At 70.2% G+C, this 17,453-nt stretch carries 14 protein-coding genes; 10 read left to right on the top strand and 4 right to left on the bottom strand.

Going from position 1 to position 17,453, the window contains the following annotated elements; all coding sequences use genetic code 11:
• Positions 1-232 precede the first annotated feature (232 nt).
• Positions 233-1,321: an ABC transporter ATP-binding protein gene (locus AC4BGC_RS16050; protein WP_490547439.1), complete on the top strand. Its 1,089-nt coding sequence runs from the start codon at positions 233-235 to the stop codon at positions 1,319-1,321.
• A gap of 147 nt (positions 1,322-1,468) precedes the next feature.
• Positions 1,469-2,020, top strand: a complete 552-nt coding sequence (locus AC4BGC_RS16045) for a hypothetical protein (RefSeq protein ID WP_490547440.1) — start codon at positions 1,469-1,471, stop codon at positions 2,018-2,020.
• A 30-nt stretch (positions 2,021-2,050) separates the two neighbouring features.
• Here the strand turns inward: AC4BGC_RS16045 and zwf are convergent, their stop codons facing one another.
• A complete protein-coding gene (gene zwf / locus AC4BGC_RS16040) occupies positions 2,051-3,490 on the bottom strand; it encodes a glucose-6-phosphate dehydrogenase (protein ID WP_490547441.1) in 1,440 nt (479 codons plus the stop codon).
• 310 nt (positions 3,491-3,800) lie between these two features.
• Here zwf and dnaK point away from each other — a divergent pair, with 310 nt between their 5' ends.
• The 6 genes from dnaK (at position 3,801) to AC4BGC_RS16010 (ending at position 10,396) form a co-directional block, all read left to right on the top strand.
• A complete protein-coding gene (gene dnaK / locus AC4BGC_RS16035; RefSeq protein ID WP_490556602.1) occupies positions 3,801-5,666 on the top strand; it encodes a molecular chaperone DnaK in 1,866 nt (621 codons plus the stop codon).
• On the top strand, positions 5,663-6,301 hold the full coding sequence (gene grpE, locus AC4BGC_RS16030; protein WP_490547443.1) for a nucleotide exchange factor GrpE: 639 nt from the start codon (positions 5,663-5,665) through the stop codon (positions 6,299-6,301). The genes dnaK and grpE overlap by 4 nt, the downstream gene beginning before the upstream one ends.
• A 45-nt stretch (positions 6,302-6,346) precedes the next feature.
• Positions 6,347-7,513, top strand: a complete 1,167-nt coding sequence (gene dnaJ / locus AC4BGC_RS16025; protein WP_490556601.1) for a molecular chaperone DnaJ — start codon at positions 6,347-6,349, stop codon at positions 7,511-7,513.
• Positions 7,513-7,962 carry a heat shock protein transcriptional repressor HspR gene (locus AC4BGC_RS16020; RefSeq protein ID WP_490547445.1) on the top strand — a complete coding sequence of 150 codons (450 nt, stop codon included), beginning with the start codon at positions 7,513-7,515 and terminating at the stop codon, positions 7,960-7,962. The genes dnaJ and AC4BGC_RS16020 overlap by 1 nt, the downstream gene beginning before the upstream one ends.
• Positions 7,963-8,105: 143 nt before the next feature.
• Positions 8,106-9,416, top strand: a complete 1,311-nt coding sequence (locus AC4BGC_RS16015) for a hypothetical protein (protein ID WP_490547446.1) — start codon at positions 8,106-8,108, stop codon at positions 9,414-9,416.
• Positions 9,413-10,396 carry an Abi-alpha family protein gene (locus AC4BGC_RS16010; protein WP_490547447.1) on the top strand — a complete coding sequence of 328 codons (984 nt, stop codon included), beginning with the start codon at positions 9,413-9,415 and terminating at the stop codon, positions 10,394-10,396. The genes AC4BGC_RS16015 and AC4BGC_RS16010 overlap by 4 nt, the downstream gene beginning before the upstream one ends.
• Before the next feature lie 537 nt (positions 10,397-10,933).
• Here AC4BGC_RS16010 and AC4BGC_RS16005 read toward each other — a convergent pair.
• The 3 genes from AC4BGC_RS16005 to AC4BGC_RS15995 all read right to left on the bottom strand — a co-directional run bounded on the left by AC4BGC_RS16005 (position 10,934) and on the right by AC4BGC_RS15995 (position 13,121).
• Complete coding sequence (locus AC4BGC_RS16005; protein ID WP_490547448.1) at positions 10,934-11,158, bottom strand: hypothetical protein; 225 nt, start codon at positions 11,156-11,158, stop codon at positions 10,934-10,936.
• A 245-nt stretch (positions 11,159-11,403) separates the two neighbouring features.
• The gene (locus AC4BGC_RS16000; RefSeq protein WP_490556600.1) at positions 11,404-12,885 is read right to left on the bottom strand and encodes an ATP-binding protein; all 1,482 of its coding nucleotides are present in this window, start codon (positions 12,883-12,885) and stop codon (positions 11,404-11,406) included.
• Positions 12,882-13,121 (bottom strand): hypothetical protein, encoded by a 240-nt coding sequence (locus tag AC4BGC_RS15995; RefSeq protein WP_490556599.1) that lies wholly within the window; start codon positions 13,119-13,121, stop codon positions 12,882-12,884. Before AC4BGC_RS15995 ends, AC4BGC_RS16000 begins: the two co-directional genes overlap by 4 nt.
• A 209-nt stretch (positions 13,122-13,330) precedes the next feature.
• Between AC4BGC_RS15995 and clpB the strand changes: the two genes are divergently transcribed.
• A complete protein-coding gene (gene clpB / locus AC4BGC_RS15990; protein WP_490556598.1) occupies positions 13,331-15,919 on the top strand; it encodes an ATP-dependent chaperone ClpB in 2,589 nt (862 codons plus the stop codon).
• 80 nt (positions 15,920-15,999) lie between these two features.
• Positions 16,000-17,451: a hypothetical protein gene (locus AC4BGC_RS15985; RefSeq protein WP_490556597.1), complete on the top strand. Its 1,452-nt coding sequence runs from the start codon at positions 16,000-16,002 to the stop codon at positions 17,449-17,451.
• Positions 17,452-17,453 lie beyond the last annotated feature (2 nt).

The following is a 17,453-nucleotide window of genomic DNA, read 5'->3' as shown; positions in this document are numbered from 1 at the left end:
TTCTCGGCAGTACGCCGGTCCGTCAGCCTGTCCGCTGCCCGTGTCCCGGCCCATCTCGTCGCCTAGGTGTAAGCGTTTACGCATGGACCAGTCAACCGATTGCAGTCACGGTTGAATAACGAAACTCCGCAGGACTTGCGAGTGGACAGAATGTGATCGCCGCCACTAGGGTCACGCCACCGCTCCCATACTCGGATCGTCCGGCACGTTCCTGCCGGTGAAGGAGATTCGCATGACCACCGTGACCTTCGACCACGCCACCAGGCGCTTCCCGGGGGCCGAGCGCCCCGCCGTGAACCGCCTCGACCTCGCCATCGAGGACGGTGAGTTCCTCGTCCTCGTCGGGCCCTCGGGGTGTGGCAAGTCCACCTCGCTGCGGATGCTCGCCGGGCTCGAGGACGTCAGCGAGGGACGGATCCTGATCGGGTCCGACGACGTCACCCGCAAGGACCCCAAGGACCGCGACGTGGCCATGGTGTTCCAGAACTACGCGCTCTACCCGCACATGACCGTCGGGGACAACATGGGCTTCGCGCTCAAGATCGCCGGAGAGTCCAAGTCGCGGATCCAGGAGCGCGTCCTCGAGGCCGCGCGGATGCTCGACCTCGAGGAGTTCCTCGACCGGCGGCCGAAGGCGCTCTCGGGCGGGCAGCGCCAGCGCGTGGCGATGGGCCGGGCGATCGTCCGCTCGCCGCAGGTCTTCTTGATGGACGAGCCGCTCTCGAACCTCGACGCCAAGCTCCGGGTCCAGACCCGGGGCCAGATCGCGGCGCTGCAGCGCCGGCTCGGCACCACCACCGTCTACGTCACCCACGACCAGGTCGAGGCGATGACCATGGGCGACCGGGTGGCGGTGCTGAAGGACGGCATCCTGCAGCAGGTGGGCACCCCGCGCGACCTCTACAACGACCCCGAGAACGTCTTCGTGGCCGGCTTCATCGGATCCCCGGCGATGAACCTGCTCGAGGTCGCGGTGACCGAGGACTCCGTGGTCTTCGGGTCCGCGAAGGTGCAGGTCCCCCGGGCGGCCGCCGCCGTGGCGAGCAAGGCGGGGGAGCGTGCCGTGATCGGGCTGCGACCCGAGGACATGCGACTGGTCTCGGAGGGCAGTGGCCTGCGGACCGTGGTCAACGTCGTCGAGGAGCTCGGCGCCGACGCCTACGTCCACGGCGAGGCCGAGCTGAACGGCGAGAGCTACGCCGTGATAGCCCGGGTCGACGGTCGCAACCCACCCCAGAAGGGTGCGGTGATCCACCTCGCGCCCGTCGAGGACAGGATCTACCTCTTCTCCAGCACGACCGGGGAGCGGCTGCCCACCTGAGTCCGGACAGGGGCGCTCGCCCGGTGCCGGCACTGCGCAGGGGTCGCGACTGCGGCTCGTCCATCGGACGTCTTCCCCGCCCGAAGGGCGGACTGGGTAGATTCGGTGGCGAGAACCCACGTTGAACCGACGCTCACGGGAGTCTGGATGGACGACGAAGACCGCTCCGCGCAGGTGCGCGCTGCCTTGATCAAGGCCGTGGTCCTGGTCGTGGCCATCGGTGTCGTGATCGCCCTCGGCACGACGGTCGTCGTACGTGCCCTGGGTCTGAACGAGGGCGACTCCGACCCGGTCTCGACCGAACCTTCCGGCCCCGCGAAGACGCTGCCCACCACGGCGCTCCCCGTTCCGGGTGAGGAGAAGGAGGCCGAGCCGACCAAGGAGCCGAGCGCCTCGGCCACCCCGACCGAGGACGAGGAGGCCGCCACCGGCAAGATCCAGCTCCAGGTCTCCCCGGTCGCCGCCCGGCCGAACGAGCGGATCAACCTGACCGGGACCTACAAGGGGGCCGACAACCAGGGCCTCGAGGTGCAGCGGTTCGAGGACGGCGAGTGGCGCAGCTTCGGCGTGGACGCCACCGTCCGCGTCGGCACCTACCGCACCTGGGTGAGCACGGGACGAGCCGGGGAGCAGCGGTTCCGGATGTACGACCCCGCCACCAAGCAGGCGAGCAACGTCGAGCTGGTCACGATCGGCTGAGCCCTCCCCTGACCCGGCCGGAGGCCGGGATCAGGCTCCGATGTCGTTGGGGTCGCGCCAGCCCCGCTCGAAGGGCAGCCGCCAGCCCCGCGGCGCGATCAGCTGGTGCACCCGGTTCGGTCCCCACGACCCTTGCGGGTAGGGGCGTACGACGGGCGGGTTCTCCAGCAGCGGCGTGGAGATCTCCCACAGCCGCTCGATGCCCTCCGCGGTCGTGAACAGGGTCCGGTCCCCGTGGGCGGCGTCGTAGATCAGTCGCTCGTAGGCCTCCAGCGCCGCGCCCGCCCACCCGGTCTCGTGCATCGCGAACTGCATCGACAGCTTCTGCAGCCGCATGCCGGGGCCGGGCCGCTTGCCGTAGAAGGACAGCGACATCCGGGACTGGTCGGCCAGGTCGAAGGTCAGGTGGTCCGGGCCGTTGTCGCCCACCCCCGAGCCCTGCGGGAACATCGAGCGCGGTGGCTCCCGGAAAGCGATCGAGATGATCCGGGCGCCCTCGGCCATCCGCTTGCCGGTGCGCAGGTAGAACGGCACCCCGGCCCAGCGCCAGTTGTCCACGTAGCACTTCAGGGCGATGAACGTCTCGGTCTCGGAGTCCGGTGCGACCCCGTCGAGGTCGCGGTAGCCGGCGTGCTGGCCGCGGACCACGTCGGAGGGATCGATCGGCAGCATCGAGCGGAAGACCTTGTTCTTCTCCTCGCTGATCGCGGCCGGTTCCAGCGCGGTGGGCGGCTCCATCGCGGTGAACGCCAGGACCTGGAACAGGTGGGTCACCACCATGTCGCGGTAGGCCCCGGTCGCTTCGTAGAAGTCTGCTCGCTGGGCGAGCCCGAGCTCCTCGGGCACGTCGATCTGCACGTGGTCGATGTGGTTGCGGTGCCAGATCGGCTCGAAGAGCCCGTTGGCGAAGCGGAACGCCAGGATGTTCTGCGCGGCCTCCTTGCCCAGGAAGTGGTCGATCCGGAAGATCTGCTCCTCGTCGAAGACCTCGTGCAGCTCGCTGTTCAGCTTCCGGGCCGAGGCGAGGTCGGTGCCGAACGGCTTCTCCATGATGATCCGGCTCCGGTCGACGAGGTCGGCGTCCTTGAGCAGGTGCACCACCGAGAGGGCGGCCTTCGGTGGGACGCTGAGGTAGTGCACCCGGCGGAGCTCGTCGGTGCCGAAGTGCGTCTCGGCCTCGATCACCGTCGACCGCAGCGTCTCGGCGCCCCCGGCCCCCGGGGCCCAGTGCAGCCGCTTGGAGAACTCCGCCCAGCCGGCGGGGTCGGGTCCCTCCCCGCCGAACTCCACGATCGACTCGTGGGCGAGCTCGATGAAGGAGTCCCGGTCGTGCTCGTCCAGGGAGGTGCCCACCACCTGGACCTCGGGCAGCAGCCCGGACTCGAAGAGGTGCAGCAGCCCGGGAAGCAGCTTGCGCCGGGAGAGATCGCCGGTCGCACCGAAGAGGACGACGGTCGTGGGTGTCGGCATGGCTCCAAGCCTGCCCCGGCGGGCGCCGTTTGAGAACTTCCGGCGCCATTTGTTAACGCGCCGGGAACACAGCAGTGCCGAGGCGGACCCGGCCGGAGGGCTTGCGCGGGCCGCGCACCGCCACGTGAGGAGTCCTGGAAATTCCCTCCCTGACGCGGGAACAACCCCCGGTGTCCGGCGGTTGTGATGATCGTGCAGACTTGAGTCAATCTGGCTCAAGATGTTTGACAGCCAAAAGATAAACAGACCACCATGCGACCCGGGTCCCGGACGGACCCACCAGACGCACCCATCACGGAGGTACACACACATGGCACGAGCAGTCGGTATCGACCTCGGCACGACGAACTCCGTCGTGTCCGTACTCGAAGGTGGAGAGCCCACAGTCATCGCCAACGCCGAAGGCAACCGGACGACTCCGTCGGTGGTGGCCTTCGCCAAGTCGGGTGAGGTCCTCGTCGGGGAGGTCGCCAAGCGTCAGGCGGTCACCAACGTCGACCGCACGATCCGCTCCGTCAAGCGCCACATGGGCACCGACTGGAAGGTGAAGATCGACGACAAGTCCTTCACCCCCCAGCAGATCAGCGCCTTCGTGCTCCAGAAGCTCAAGCGCGACGCCGAGGCCTACCTCGGGGAGACCGTGACCGACGCCGTGATCACCGTCCCGGCGTACTTCTCCGACTCCCAGCGCCAGGCCACCAAGGAGGCCGGCGAGATCGCCGGCCTGACCGTGAGCCGGATCGTCAACGAGCCCACGGCGGCAGCGCTCGCCTACGGGCTCGACAAGGGCGACGCTGACCAGACCATCCTCGTCTTCGACCTCGGTGGCGGCACGTTCGACGTGTCCCTGCTCGAGATCGGCGAGGGCGTCGTCGAGGTCAAGGCGACCAGCGGCGACAACCACCTCGGTGGTGACGACTGGGACAACAAGGTCGTCGACTGGATGGTCAAGAAGTTCAAGGACAACAACGGCGTCGACCTGAGCAAGGACAAGATCGCCCTGCAGCGCCTCAACGAGGCCGCCGAGAAGGCGAAGATCGAGCTGTCCTCCTCCAGCGAGACCACGATCCACCTGCCCTACATCACCCACGGCGAGTCCGGCCCGCTGCACTTCGAGGAGAAGCTGACCCGCAGCGAGTTCCAGAAGCTCACCGCGGACCTGCTCGAGCGCACCAAGGCGCCGTTCCGCCAGGTGATCAAGGACGCCGGCCTCGACGTGAGCAAGATCGACCACGTCGTGCTGGTCGGTGGCTCCACCCGGATGCCGGCGGTCGCCGACGTCGTCCGTGAGCTCACCGGGGGCAAGGAGCCCAACAAGGGCGTCAACCCCGACGAGGTCGTGGCCATCGGTGCCGCGCTGCAGGCCGGCGTGCTCAAGGGCGAGGTCAAGGACGTGCTGCTCCTCGACGTCACCCCGCTGAGCCTGGGCATCGAGACCAAGGGCGGCGTGATGACCACCCTGATCGAGCGCAACACCACGATCCCGACCAAGCGCTCGGAGATCTTCACCACCGCTGACGACAACCAGCCCTCGGTGGAGATCAAGGTCGCGCAGGGCGAGCGCCAGATGTGGGCGGCCAACCAGCCGCTCGGCAACTTCGAGCTGACCGGCCTTCCGCCGGCCCCGCGCGGCGTGCCGAAGATCGAGGTGACCTTCGACATCGACGCCAACGGCATCGTGCACGTCTCGGCGAAGGACCAGGGCACCGGCAAGGAGCAGTCGATGACGATCTCCGGCGGCAGTGCGCTGTCCAAGGACGACATCGACCGGATGGTCCGTGACGCCGAGCAGTACGCCGAGGAGGACGCCAGGCGTCGCGAGGCCGTGGAGCTGCGCAACCAGGCCGACTCGCTGGTCTACTCGACCGAGAAGTTCCTCTCCGAGAACGACGAGAAGCTGCCCGAGGACGTGAAGACCGAGGTGCAGGCCGACGTCGACGACCTCAAGAAGCTGCTCGAGGACGAGGCCACCGAGAACGACACCTTCACCGCGGCCATCAGCAAGCTGGGTGAGTCCAGCCAGAAGATGGGCGCCGCGATCTACGCCGCCAGCGAGGCCGCAGGCGCGGCCGAGGGCGCTCCCGGTGAGCCGGGTGCCGCCTCCGAGGGCGACGAGGACGTGGTCGACGCGGAGATCGTGGACGAGGACGGGCCGGAGAGCGGGGAGTCCAAGTGACCTCGACTCCCGACGAGTTCGCCGAGGAGACCGCCGTCACCGGGGAGCCGCAGGACACTGCGGCTCCCCGCCCGGGGTCGCCGGGCGACCAGGCCGACTCCGCCGCCGCTGCCGACCCGGTCGAGCAGGCCGGCGGCACCGCACCCGACGCCGAACCGACCCAGGAGCAGCCCGCCGGCGAGGCCGACCAGCCGGTCAGCGACGAGCTGAGCCTGGCCCGGACCGCAGTGGCCGAGCTCACCCTCGACCTCCAGCGGATCCAGGCGGAGTTCCTCAACTACAAGCGCCGGGTCGAACGCGACCGGGAGCTGGTCAAGGAGAACGCCACCTACTCGGTGCTCAGCGGTCTCCTGCCGGTCCTCGACGACATCGACCGGGCCCGCGAGCACGGCGAGCTCGAGGGTGGCTTCCGGGCCGTGGCCGACTCCCTGGAGCGAGCCGTGGCCGGGCTCGGCCTGACCAAGTACGGCGTCAAGGGCGACGAGTTCGACCCGCACCTGCACGAGGCGCTGATGCACGGGCACTCGCCCGACGTCACGACGACCACGGTCGACGTGGTCGCCCACGCGGGGTACCGGATCGGTGACCGCGTGGTGCGTGCGGCGAAGGTCACCGTGCTGGATCCTGAGAGCTGACGCTGCCTACCAACGACCACCGGATGCCGGAAGGAGGGGTGAGTGATGAACAACGCTGACTGGGCGAACAAGGACTTCTACAAGGTCCTCGGGGTGGCCAAGGACGCCGACCAGGCGGCCATCAAGAAGGCCTACCGCAAGCTGGCGCGCGAGAACCACCCTGACGGGCACCCGGGGGACAAGGCGGCCGAGGACCGGTTCAAGCAGGTCGCCGAGGCCTACGACGTGATCGGTGACGCCGACAAGCGCAAGCAGTACGACGAGATGCGCTCGATGTTCGCCGGCGCCGGAGGCGGTGGCGGCGCAGGCGGGTTCGGCGGCGGCTTCGGTGGCGGCGGCTTCCGGGGCCAGGGTCCCGGGGCCGGCGGGTTCGATGTCTCGGACCTGTTCGGCGACCTGTTCAACCGTGGCGGGGGCGGAGGCTTCGGCGGTCGCACGCAGGCGCCTCGGCCCGCGCGCGGCGCCGACCTGGAGACCGACGCGACGGTGTCGTTCACCGACGCCATCGAGGGGTCCACGATCAGCCTGCGGCTGAGCTCGGACGCCCCGTGCCCGACGTGCAACGGCACCGGCGGCAAGCCCGGCACCCGGCCGCACATCTGCGGCACCTGTGACGGTGCCGGCGTGGTGGTCAGCTCGGTCGGGGGCGGGTTCTCGATGAACGAGACGTGCCCCGAGTGCCACGGCCGACAGCTGGTCTACGACGAGTCGTGCCCGACCTGTCACGGGTCGGGGCGCGGACTGTCCTCGCGGACGGTCTCCGCGCGGATCCCGGCCGGGGTCAAGGACGGCCAGCGGATCCGGCTCCGGGGCAAGGGCGCTGCCGGCGAGAACGGCGGCTCCAACGGCGACCTGCTCGTCACCGTGCACGTCGGCAGCCACCCGCTGTTCGGCCGCAAGGGCGACAACCTGACCCTCGACGTGCCGGTCACCTTCGACGAGGCCGCGCTCGGTGCGGAGATCAAGGTGCCCACGCTGATGGGCTCGCCGGTGACGCTGCGCGTGCAGCCGGGCACGCCCAACGGACGTGTGATGCGGGTGCGCGGACGCGGCGCGCCGCGCAAGGACGGCTCGAAGGGCGACCTGCTGGTCACCATCGACGTGCAGGTGCCCCAGACGCTCGACGACGAGCAGCGCGCCGCCGTCACGGCGTACCGCCAGGCCCGCAAGGGCGCCGACCCACGTGCCCGCCTCTTCGAGGGGCGTACGTGATGCCCGGCTCCCAGGGTGGTCAGGGCCGCAGCTCACGTGGACCGGGACCCACCGTCCCGGTCTACGTGATCAGCGTGGCAGCTGAGCTGACCGGCCTGCACGCGCAGACCCTGCGGCAGTACGACCGGCTCGGCCTCGTCTCCCCGGGGCGCACCGCGGGCGGTGGCCGCCGCTACTCCCTGCGCGACATCGAGCTGCTGCGCGAGGTGGCGGAGCTGACCGCCTCGGGCATCGGCCTCGAGGGGGTACGACGCATCCTCGAGCTCGAGCAGCAGGTCGCCGCCCTGCGGGCCCGCAACAGCGAGCTGCGCGGCCAGGTGGCCGAGCTGCAGGCCGCCCTCGAGCAGACGCTGAACTCGCTGCGCGAGCGCCGCCCCAACCTGCCCGCGCTGCGCCGTCCGCAGCAGGGCTTCGACCTCGGCACCCCGCGCCGCGACTTCCGTTCCTGACCCTCGCCGGGGTGACCAGCGTCCGTGCGGCCAGGCCGAGTGACCTTCCCTGCGCACCGCTCGACCAGACCCCATGACTTCCGCGGCGCCGAGCCGTTAGTCTCAGCGACGGTCCGCCGGGGCCGCTTGAGGGCAGGGGAGCGATGGCGCTGGAGGTCGACTGGTTCTTCCAGCACGTCGACTGGCTGCACCTGGTCTCGGTCCCCGTGTTCACCGGTGTCGTCGGTTGGCTGATCAACTGGACCGGACTGATCATGCTGTTCTCGCCCGTGGCCTTCCGCGGGGTGACGGTCCCCGGCATGCGCCAGCTCTCGCGCGTGCTCCCGCGCAAGCTCCAGGAGGTCCCGGGCCTGCTCCAGGGCGGCATCGGCTGGCAGGGGATCGTGCCGGCGCGGGCCGCGAAGATGGGCAGCATCGCGGTGGACAAGGCGATCGCCAAGCTCGGTACGCCGAAGGAGTTCTACCAGCAGCTCGACCCGGACCGGATCGCCGAGCACATCGTGCAGGTCTTCGAGCCGGAGATGCCGGCGATGATCGAGGAGATCATGCGGCGGGAGTCCCCCGACCTGTGGCGCGACCTCCCCGAGCGCGGCCGGCGAGCCGTCGTCGCCCGGGTCCAGGCACAGCTGCCCCGGGTGGTGCACCGGGTCACCGACGAGATCGGCGAGCACATCGATCAGCTGCTCGACCCGAAGATCATGGTGATCAACCACTTCCAGAAGAACCCGGCGCTGGTGGTCCGGATCTTCCGCGACTTCGGCCAGCACGAGCTCAACCTGATGGTGGCCTTCGGGTTCATCTTCGGCTTCGTGCTCGGCATCCCCGTCGCCGTCGTGGACCACTGGTTCGCCCAGTGGTGGCTGCTGCCGGTGCTCGGGGTCGTGGTCGGCTGGGCGACCAACGCCCTGGGCATGTGGCTCATTTTCGAGCCGCCGGAGCCGCGCCGGATCCTGGGGATCAAGGTGCACGGACTGTTCCTGCGCCGCCAGGACCAGGCTGCCGAGGTCTACGCGCAGATCATCGCCGACAACGTGATCACCCTGGAGAACATCGGGGACTTCCTCCTCGACGGCCCGCGGGGCGACCGGACCCAGCAGATGCTGGCCGACGCGATGCGGCCGGCGATCGACAACGCGGCAGGTCCCCTGCGCGGGGCGGTCCGGGTCGCGGTCGGCAGCCGCAGCTTCGACAACATCCGTGAGGCCGTGGCGCTCGAGGCGGTCGACCGGACCATCGAGCCCTTCAAGGACCCGGAGTTCAGCAAGGCGCAGTCGGAGAAGATCTACCAGCTCATCGTCACCCGGACCAAGGGGCTGCCGCCGCGTGACTTCGTGGAGATGATGCGATCGGCGATCCGGGAGGACGAGTGGATGCTCTACGCCCACGGCGCGATCATGGGCTTCGGCGGCGGGCTCCTGCACCTGGCGATCTTCGGAGTGGGAGGAGCAACATGAGCACCGACGAGATGGAACCCGACTCGGTCCCCCGGCCCCGGGCCGTGCCCGGACCAGGAGCTGGACCGGGAGCCGGAGCCGGACCGGTGCCGGGTGCGGGCCCCGCACCGGCGCCCGGGGCCGGACGGCGGCACTCGCCGGCGCTGTGGGACGAGGCCGCCGAGGCACTGCCGGGCGTGGCCCGGATCGCGAGCAGGGCAGCGCTGCGGTCCGCGGCGTGGGGCCTGGGGTCGGGTGTCCGGACCAGCCGCCTCTTCGTGCGCGCCCTGACCGACCCGCAGACCGCCGGTGAGCTGGTGCAGGAGGTGGCGCGGGACGTCTCCGAGGCGAGCCGCACCGTCAGTGACGTGGCGCGCGCGGTCTCCACCGGGGTGCCGATCCCCAAGGCGCTGCTGGACGCCACCGTCTCGCTCTCCTCGGTAGTGCTGGCCGATGTCACCCCGAAGGAGCCCGAGCCGGAGGAGACCCTGCGCGAGCGCGGGGAGAAGCTGCTGCGCCGCTCCCGGGACGTGTGGAGCCAGGAGGAGACCCATCCTGCCTACGCCCGGATCCTGGAGGACCTCGCGCCCGACGAGGCCCGGATCCTCCTGCTGCTGCTCCGGGGAGGTCCTCAGCCCTCGGTCGACGTCCGCACCGGCGGCCCTGTGGGCCTGGTCAGCTCGGCCCTGGTCGCGCCGGGGATGTCGATGATCGGTGCCCGCGCGGGCTGCCGCTACCTCGACGAGGTGCCCGCCTACCTGAACAACCTGTTCCGGCTCGGCCTGGTGTGGTTCTCGCGCGAGCAGCTCGAGGACCCGATGGAGTACCAGGTGCTCGAGGCCCAGCCCGACGTGCTGGAGGCGATGCACTCGGTGCGGTTCCCCAAGGTGGTACGCCGCAGCATCCACCTCACCCCCTTCGGCACCCGCTTCTGCGCGGCCTGCCTGGTTGATCCCGAGGAGACCCCCACCTTGCCGGTGCACCAGATCCCGGAGGAGTGAGCGACCCCGTCGGACACGCACCAGCGCCCACCGAGACCGGAGTCTCGATGGGCGCTGGGCTGCTGCGCTGAGGTTCGCTCAGCGCCGCAGGATGGCCGCGGAGGCGGCCGGCGCCCAAGCGGAGAGCGCCGTCGCTGCGACCAGCGAGGTTCCAACAACGGTGGCAACGCGAATCCGAATCCTGCTCATGTGATGCTCCTTGTGTAGTTACCGGGGGTGGTAGGTCATTTGTATGGGACTGCCCGCGCGGAAAGCATGGCTATTTCGGACTATCTTTAAGTTGCATGTCCGGAATAAGTGGACAAACCTGAGTCGACGAGGCTCAAGTCTTCCCGCTGTTTGGCTCCGTCCCGAGGGAATCGTGACGCCGACGGCCTTTTGTGCACGATGGGCGACTTGTAACCACTGGGACTGGTGAGACGCAGGTGACCTCTGGGTGGGCCCTGGAGCCCGCTCGGCCCTGGGCAGAAATGCCAAGCGCCCGCCGGAACCCGAAGGTCCCGGCGGGCGAGTTGCAGCTGCGAAGTGGGGAGTCCCCTAGCGCAGGATCGCCTTCTTGAGGATGGCCTTCCGGAGGATGGCCTTCTGGGTGGGGGCGCTCTTGAGGATGGCCTTCTTCAAGATGGCCTTCTTCAGGATCGCCTTCTGGGTGGTCGCGGTGGCGGAGGCCGCGGAGGCGGCCGGCGCGACAGCGCCCATCGCCATGACTGCGACCAGTGCGCCTGCGACACCGGTGGTGACGCGAATCCGAATCCTGCTCATCTGTTACTCCTTGGGGTAGTTGCCGGGGGTAACCCCATTTGTACGCCCCGACCGGGCATAGATCGATGGTTATTCCGGACTATCTCACGAGCGTATATCGGGAATAAGGTGACAAACTTGAGTGGAGCCGCTTCAACTCTGATGTGGTTGATGGCGAAGTGAGGAGAACAACCCGGCTCACACTGCTTGCGGCTAATGCCTGACTTCTGCAACGAGAGTGGCGGGCGGGGGTTGGTGGGGCCCGCTCACTCCGGTGGTTCCTCGGCGGCGGCAGCCGGGAGCCGCAGCGTGAACACCGATCCGTGGGGGGTGCGCGGGGCGTAGGTGACGCCGCCACCCTGAGCCTCGGCCAGGGCCCGGACCACGAACAGCCCGAGTCCGGTGCCGCGTGCGGCGGTGCCGGGAGCCCGTGAGTACTCCTGGAACAGGCGCGGGACGAACTCGTCGGGCACGCCCTGGCCGTTGTCCTCCACCTCGATGCGTACGTAGGCACCCGAAGGGCTGATCCGCACCAGGTACGGCGCCTCGCCGTACTTGCGGGCGTTGCTGAGCAGGTTGCTGAGCATCTGCTGGAACCGGAGCGGGTCGGTGAGCACGTGCGAGGGCGTCTCCTGCTCCACCACGAGGTCGAACCCGTCGTCGAGGACCGAGCGCACCAGCGTGGTCGTGTCCACCTTCTCCAGCTGCATCGCCAGGGTGCCGTGCTGGGCCTGGCCGGCGGCGAGCAGGTCCGCGGTGATGTTGTCGAGCAACCGGGTCTGCCGCTCGATCACCCCGAGCATGCGCTCCTGCTGGCGTTGGCCGAGCTCCTCCCCGTGGAGCATCAGCGTCTCCGCCACCCCCATCAGGACCGCGACCGGGCCCCGTACCTCGTGGGCAGCGGTCGCGATCGCCCGCCTGAGCAGGTCGGCCTCGTCCTCGGCCTGGGCCGAGAGGTAGATCGCGTGGTCCTCGCCGGCGCGGCGCACGCTGGCCTCGACCCGGCGAGGGGGCTCGCCGAGGCCGAAGACCAGGGCGCTGTCGGTGTCGGGCTGCTTGACGAGGTGGGTGGCGAGCTCGGGAGCGACCTGTGCCAGGGGTACGCCGGGATGGGGCAGGTCGCCGATGAGCCGGGCCGCCTCCCGGTTCGAGCGGACCACGCGACCTCGGCGCACCAGCAGGAACCCGAAGGGCGCCAGCTCCAGGGGGTCGGGCACGGCCGGCTCGTCCATTCTGCTCTGTGCCCGGTCCTGGTGTCGGCCCCCACCCTGGGTCGGCACCGAGAACGGGGCCGCCGCGGGGACCTGTGACTGGCGCTGCGGCTCGGGCTCGGGCAGGACGCCCCGAGCGATGGCTCGGCGCGACACGATCACGCGCACCTGCGCCAGCAGCGCACTGAGGGGCTGCCCCTTCTGCACGTAGCCGTCGGCGCCCCCGACGAGAGCTCGTCCGGTCATCTCGGAAGCCCCGAACCCGGAGAGCATCACGATCGCCGCGGCCGGGCACGCCTGGCGGATCAGCGGGAGTGCCTCCAGGCCGTCCATCACCGGCATCGCGACGTCGAGGAAGACCACGTCGGGCTGCTGCCGGGCCGAGACCCTGACGCCGGAGAGGCCGTTGTCCGCCTCCCCGACCACGACGAACTCCCGGGTCCGCTCCAGGGCGATCCGCATCAGCTCGCGCAGGTCCGGGGTGTCGTCGATGACCACCGTGCGCAGCGGCGTCGCGGGGGTGGTCGCGCCGCTCACAGGACCGGTCCCGGTGTCTCCGGCCGCTCGCCCGCCCACACGACCGGTCGCTCGACCGCGGCGGCGCGGCGCAGTGCGTCGACCCGCCGGGCGTGCTCGTCGGGTGTCGCGGGCGGTCGGAAGGCGTGACCGCGGGAGCCGTGAGCCTCGCGGAGCTGGGGGAGCAGCAGCGCCACGCCCGCCGTCCCGCCGAGGACGAGGGCAAGATGCAGCCCGTGGGCGAGAAGCCCCAGCATCGAGGCCTCCCTTCGTGGACGTCCGAGACGGACAGGGTTAGACCTTAGGAGGGATCGCGTGCCACCGCTCGTGCTCTGCGATGAGACGCGCACTGGTCTAAGCGGTGGTCTGGTTTCGGGGTCGGGTACCTGTGCGCAAAGTTGAGGGGAATACACTCAACTTTGTAGCCGTTGGGCCGAGCAGGACCGTACCGATCTCAGGAGACGACGTGGACGCATCCAAGCTGACCTCGCGCAGTGTCGACGTGATCAACGCTGCCAGCACCCTGGCCGTGAACCAGGGCAACCCCCAGGTGGACCCGGTGCACCTCGCCCTGGCGCTGATCCGCCAGGAGCAGGGCGTCGCGCCCTCGCTGCTCGACCGCAGCGGAGCCGACGTCGCCGGGCTGAGCGCCGCCCTGGACCAGGCCCTGTGGAAGCTGCCCAAGGCCTCCGGGAACACCGTGCAGACCCCGTCGCCGTCGCCGGCCCTGACCCGGGTGCTGGCGAAGTCGCTCGAGCTGATGACCGAGATGAAGGACGACTACGTCGCCACCGAGCACCTGCTGCTCGCGCTGGCCGTGGTGGAGTCCCCGGTCAAGGGCCTCCTCGCCGAGGCCGGCGTGCAGGAGCCCGCGCTCCGCGATGCGATCGCGGCCGTGCGCGGCAACCGCCGGGTGACCAGCCCGGAGGCCGAGGACAGCTACGAGGCCCTCGAGAAGTACGCCGTCGACCTCACCGCCGCCGCCGAGGAGGGCAAGCTCGACCCGGTCATCGGGCGCGACTCCGAGATCCGCCGCGTGGTGCAGGTGCTGTCGCGGCGTACCAAGAACAACCCGGTCCTGATCGGCGAGCCCGGCGTCGGCAAGACCGCCGTCGTCGAGGGCCTGGCCCAGCGCGTGGTCGCCGGCGACGTCCCCGACTCCCTCAAGGGCCGCAGGGTGCTGAGCCTGGACCTGGCCGCGATGGTGGCCGGCGCGAAGTACCGCGGCGAGTTCGAGGAGCGCCTCAAGGCGGTCCTCGAGGAGATCAAGTCCGCCGAGGGGCAGATCATCACCTTCATCGACGAGCTGCACACCGTCGTGGGTGCAGGCGCAGGCGGCGACGGCGCGATGGATGCCGGCAACATGCTCAAGCCGATGCTGGCCCGTGGTGAGCTGCACCTGATCGGCGCCACCACGCTGGACGAGTACCGCGAGCGCATCGAGAAGGACCCCGCCCTCGAGCGGCGGTTCCAGCAGGTGTTCGTCGGCGAGCCCAGCGTCGAGGACACCGTCGCGATCCTGCGCGGGCTGCAGGAGAAGTACGAGGCGCACCACGGCGTGAAGATCACCGACGCCGCGCTCGTGGCCGCGGCGATGCTCTCCGACCGCTACATCCCCGGCCGCCAGCTCCCCGACAAGGCGATCGACCTCGTCGACGAGTCGGCCTCGCGCCTGCGGATGGAGATCGAGAGCTCCCCGGTCGAGATCGACCAGCTCCGTCGTGCGGTGGACCGGATGAAGATGGAGGAGCTCGCGCTCGAGCGCGAGACCGACGCCGCCTCCCAGGACCGGTTGGAGCGGCTGCGCGGCGACCTCGCCGACCGGGAGGAGGAGCTGCGCGGGCTCGAGGCCCGGTGGGCGCGCGAGAAGTCCGCCCTCGAGGGGTCGGGCGCGCTGCGCAAGCAGATCGACCAGCTCCGGGTGGAGGCCGAGCGCAGGCTGCGCGAGGGCGACTACGCCGGTGCCAGCGAGATCAACTACGGCCGGATCCCCGAGCTGGAGAAGCAGATCGAGGCCGCCGAGTCGGCCGAGGTGTCCACCGAGGCCCGGATGGTCAACGAGGAGGTCGGTCCCGAGGAGATCGCCGAGGTGGTCGAGGCGTGGACCGGGATCCCGACGGGCCGGCTGCTGCAGGGCGAGACCGCCAAGCTGCTCCAGATGGAGGACATCATCGGCGAGCGGCTGGTCGGTCAGCGTGCCGCGGTCGAGGCGGTCTCCGACGCCGTACGCCGTAGCCGGGCCGGTGTCTCGGACCCGAACCGTCCCACGGGGTCCTTCCTGTTCCTCGGTCCCACCGGTGTCGGCAAGACCGAGCTGGCCAAGTCGCTTGCGGACTTCCTCTTCGACGACGAGCGCGCGATCGTGCGTGTGGACATGAGCGAGTACTCCGAGAAGCACTCGGTGGCGCGGCTGGTCGGCGCCCCTCCCGGCTACGTCGGCTACGACGAGGGCGGGCAGCTGACCGAGGCCGTCCGGCGCCGGCCGTACTCGGTGGTGCTGCTCGACGAGGTCGAGAAGGCCCACCCGGAGGTCTTCGACATCCTGCTCCAGGTCCTCGACGACGGCCGCCTCACCGACGGCCAGGGCCGCACCGTCGACTTCCGCAACACGCTGCTGATCCTGACCAGCAACCTGGGCTCGCACTACCTGGTGGACCCGCTGCTGGACGAGGAGAAGAAGCACGAGTCGGTGATGTCGGTCGTACGCCAGTCGTTCAAGCCGGAGTTCCTCAACCGGCTCGACGAGATCGTGATGTTCGACGCGCTGGGCAAGGACGAGCTCGCCCACATCGTTGACCTGCAGCTGGCCCAGTTCGACCGCCGGCTGGCTCCGCGGCGGATCACGGTCACGGTCACGGACGCGGCGCGGAGGTGGCTCACCGACAACGGCTACGACCCGGCGTACGGCGCCCGGCCGCTGCGCAGGCTCGTGCAGACCGCTATCGGCGACCGCCTGGCCCGGATGCTCATCGGCGGCGAGGTCACCGACGGGCAGACGGTGGCGGTCGACCACCTCGAGGATGCGCAGGAGCTGACGCTCACACCGGTCACGTGACGCGAGCCGTGCCCGTGGGGTGAGATGCCCCTCGGGACACGGATGCGGTGATCGTCAGGTCGGGTTGGTTCAATGTCCCCATGAGTGAGACCGAGAGACCTGCGCGACCCCGCCAGCTGATCATGGCGGGCGGGTTCGTGATCGGCGGTTCGGTCTTCCTGGTGCTGTCGGTCTTCGACTCGATCACCGGGCTGCGGTCGGTGGAGATGCGCGACGAGATCACCCGGGTGCTGTCCTCGCCGACCGGCAAGGGCCTGGGGATCAGCGTCAGCCAGGCGACCGAGCTGATGCGGGTCGGGCTGATGGTTGCCGGGGCGTGCGCCGCCGCCACGGCGGTCCTCGGGTTCTACGTCTTCCAGCGCAGCCGCCCGGCCCGGCTCGCGCTCACCGTGCTCGCGGTGCCGATCCTGCTGACCTCGCCGATGACCGGCGGGCTGGTGGGGCTGCTCGTCGTGCTGGCCATCTCGATGCTGTGGAGCGGCCCCGTCCGGGACTGGTTCGACGGCCGGCCCATCCGCCAGCCCGAACCCCGGCCTGCTCCCCGGCCCGACCCGCCGGCCGGTCCGACCTTCGACAACCGCGCCCAGGGTGGCCCCGGAGACAGTGGCCAGGGACAGGGAACCGGGTCGTACCCCGAGCAGCCTTCCGGTCACTCTTCTGGTCACTCTTCCGGGCACTCTTCTGGGCCGGTCGCCCCCGCTTCCTCGCTGACCGCGGTGGTCTCCTCGGACCAGCCGCGACCGACGTCGGGCTTCGGTGACCCCGTCGCCGCTCCTCCCGGTGTCCCCGGCCCGTCCGCGGGGCCCTCGTCGTACGCCGACCGCGGACGTCGTTCCGCCCCGCCGGTGACCGTCAAGGTCGCGTGCATCCTGACCTGGGTCTTCGCCGGCATGGTCTCGCTGCTCTACCTCGCGATGACGGCGGCCCTGATCGTGAGCCAGGACCAGCTGGTCGACCTCGTCGTGGAGACCCCGGAGTGGAAGCGTGCCGCGCTCGACTCCGACATGGTCCTCCCCTTGATGTGGGTCGGCTGCCTGATCTTCCTGGCCTGGTCCCTGGGTGCGTGCGTGCTCGCCTGGTTCACCTGGCGCCGGCACAACTGGGCGCGCTGGCTGCTGGTGGCCAGCGCCGTGGCCACCCTCGCGATCGCCTTCGTCGCCTTCCCCGTCGGGATCCCCTACCAGTTCGCGGCTGCCCTCACCATCGGTGGACTCGTGGGCACCGCCGCCCAGAAGTGGTTCGCCGGGCACGAGCCCACCGGTCCGTCCGGGCCTCCCGCCCCCGGCTGGCCCGAGGGCCAGCACCCCGGTCCGTACGCGGGCCAGCAGGGGCAGTACCCGGGGCAGCAGGGCCCGCCGCAGGGTCAGTACCCCGGCCAGCAGGGCCAGCCGCAGGGGCAGTACCCGGGCCAGCAGCAGCCGCAGGGTCAGTACCCCGGCCAGCAGGGCCAGCCGCAGCACCAGGGAGCACCCCACGGTCAGCAGGGGCCCGACCAGCAACCGCCGCCGAGCGGCAAGCCGCCGGTGTGGTGAGC

The organism is Nocardioides sp. Z38_18 (assembly GCF_058215695.1).
Note: the sequence above shows the minus strand (reverse complement) of the source record. Positions and strands in the feature narration are given on the sequence as shown.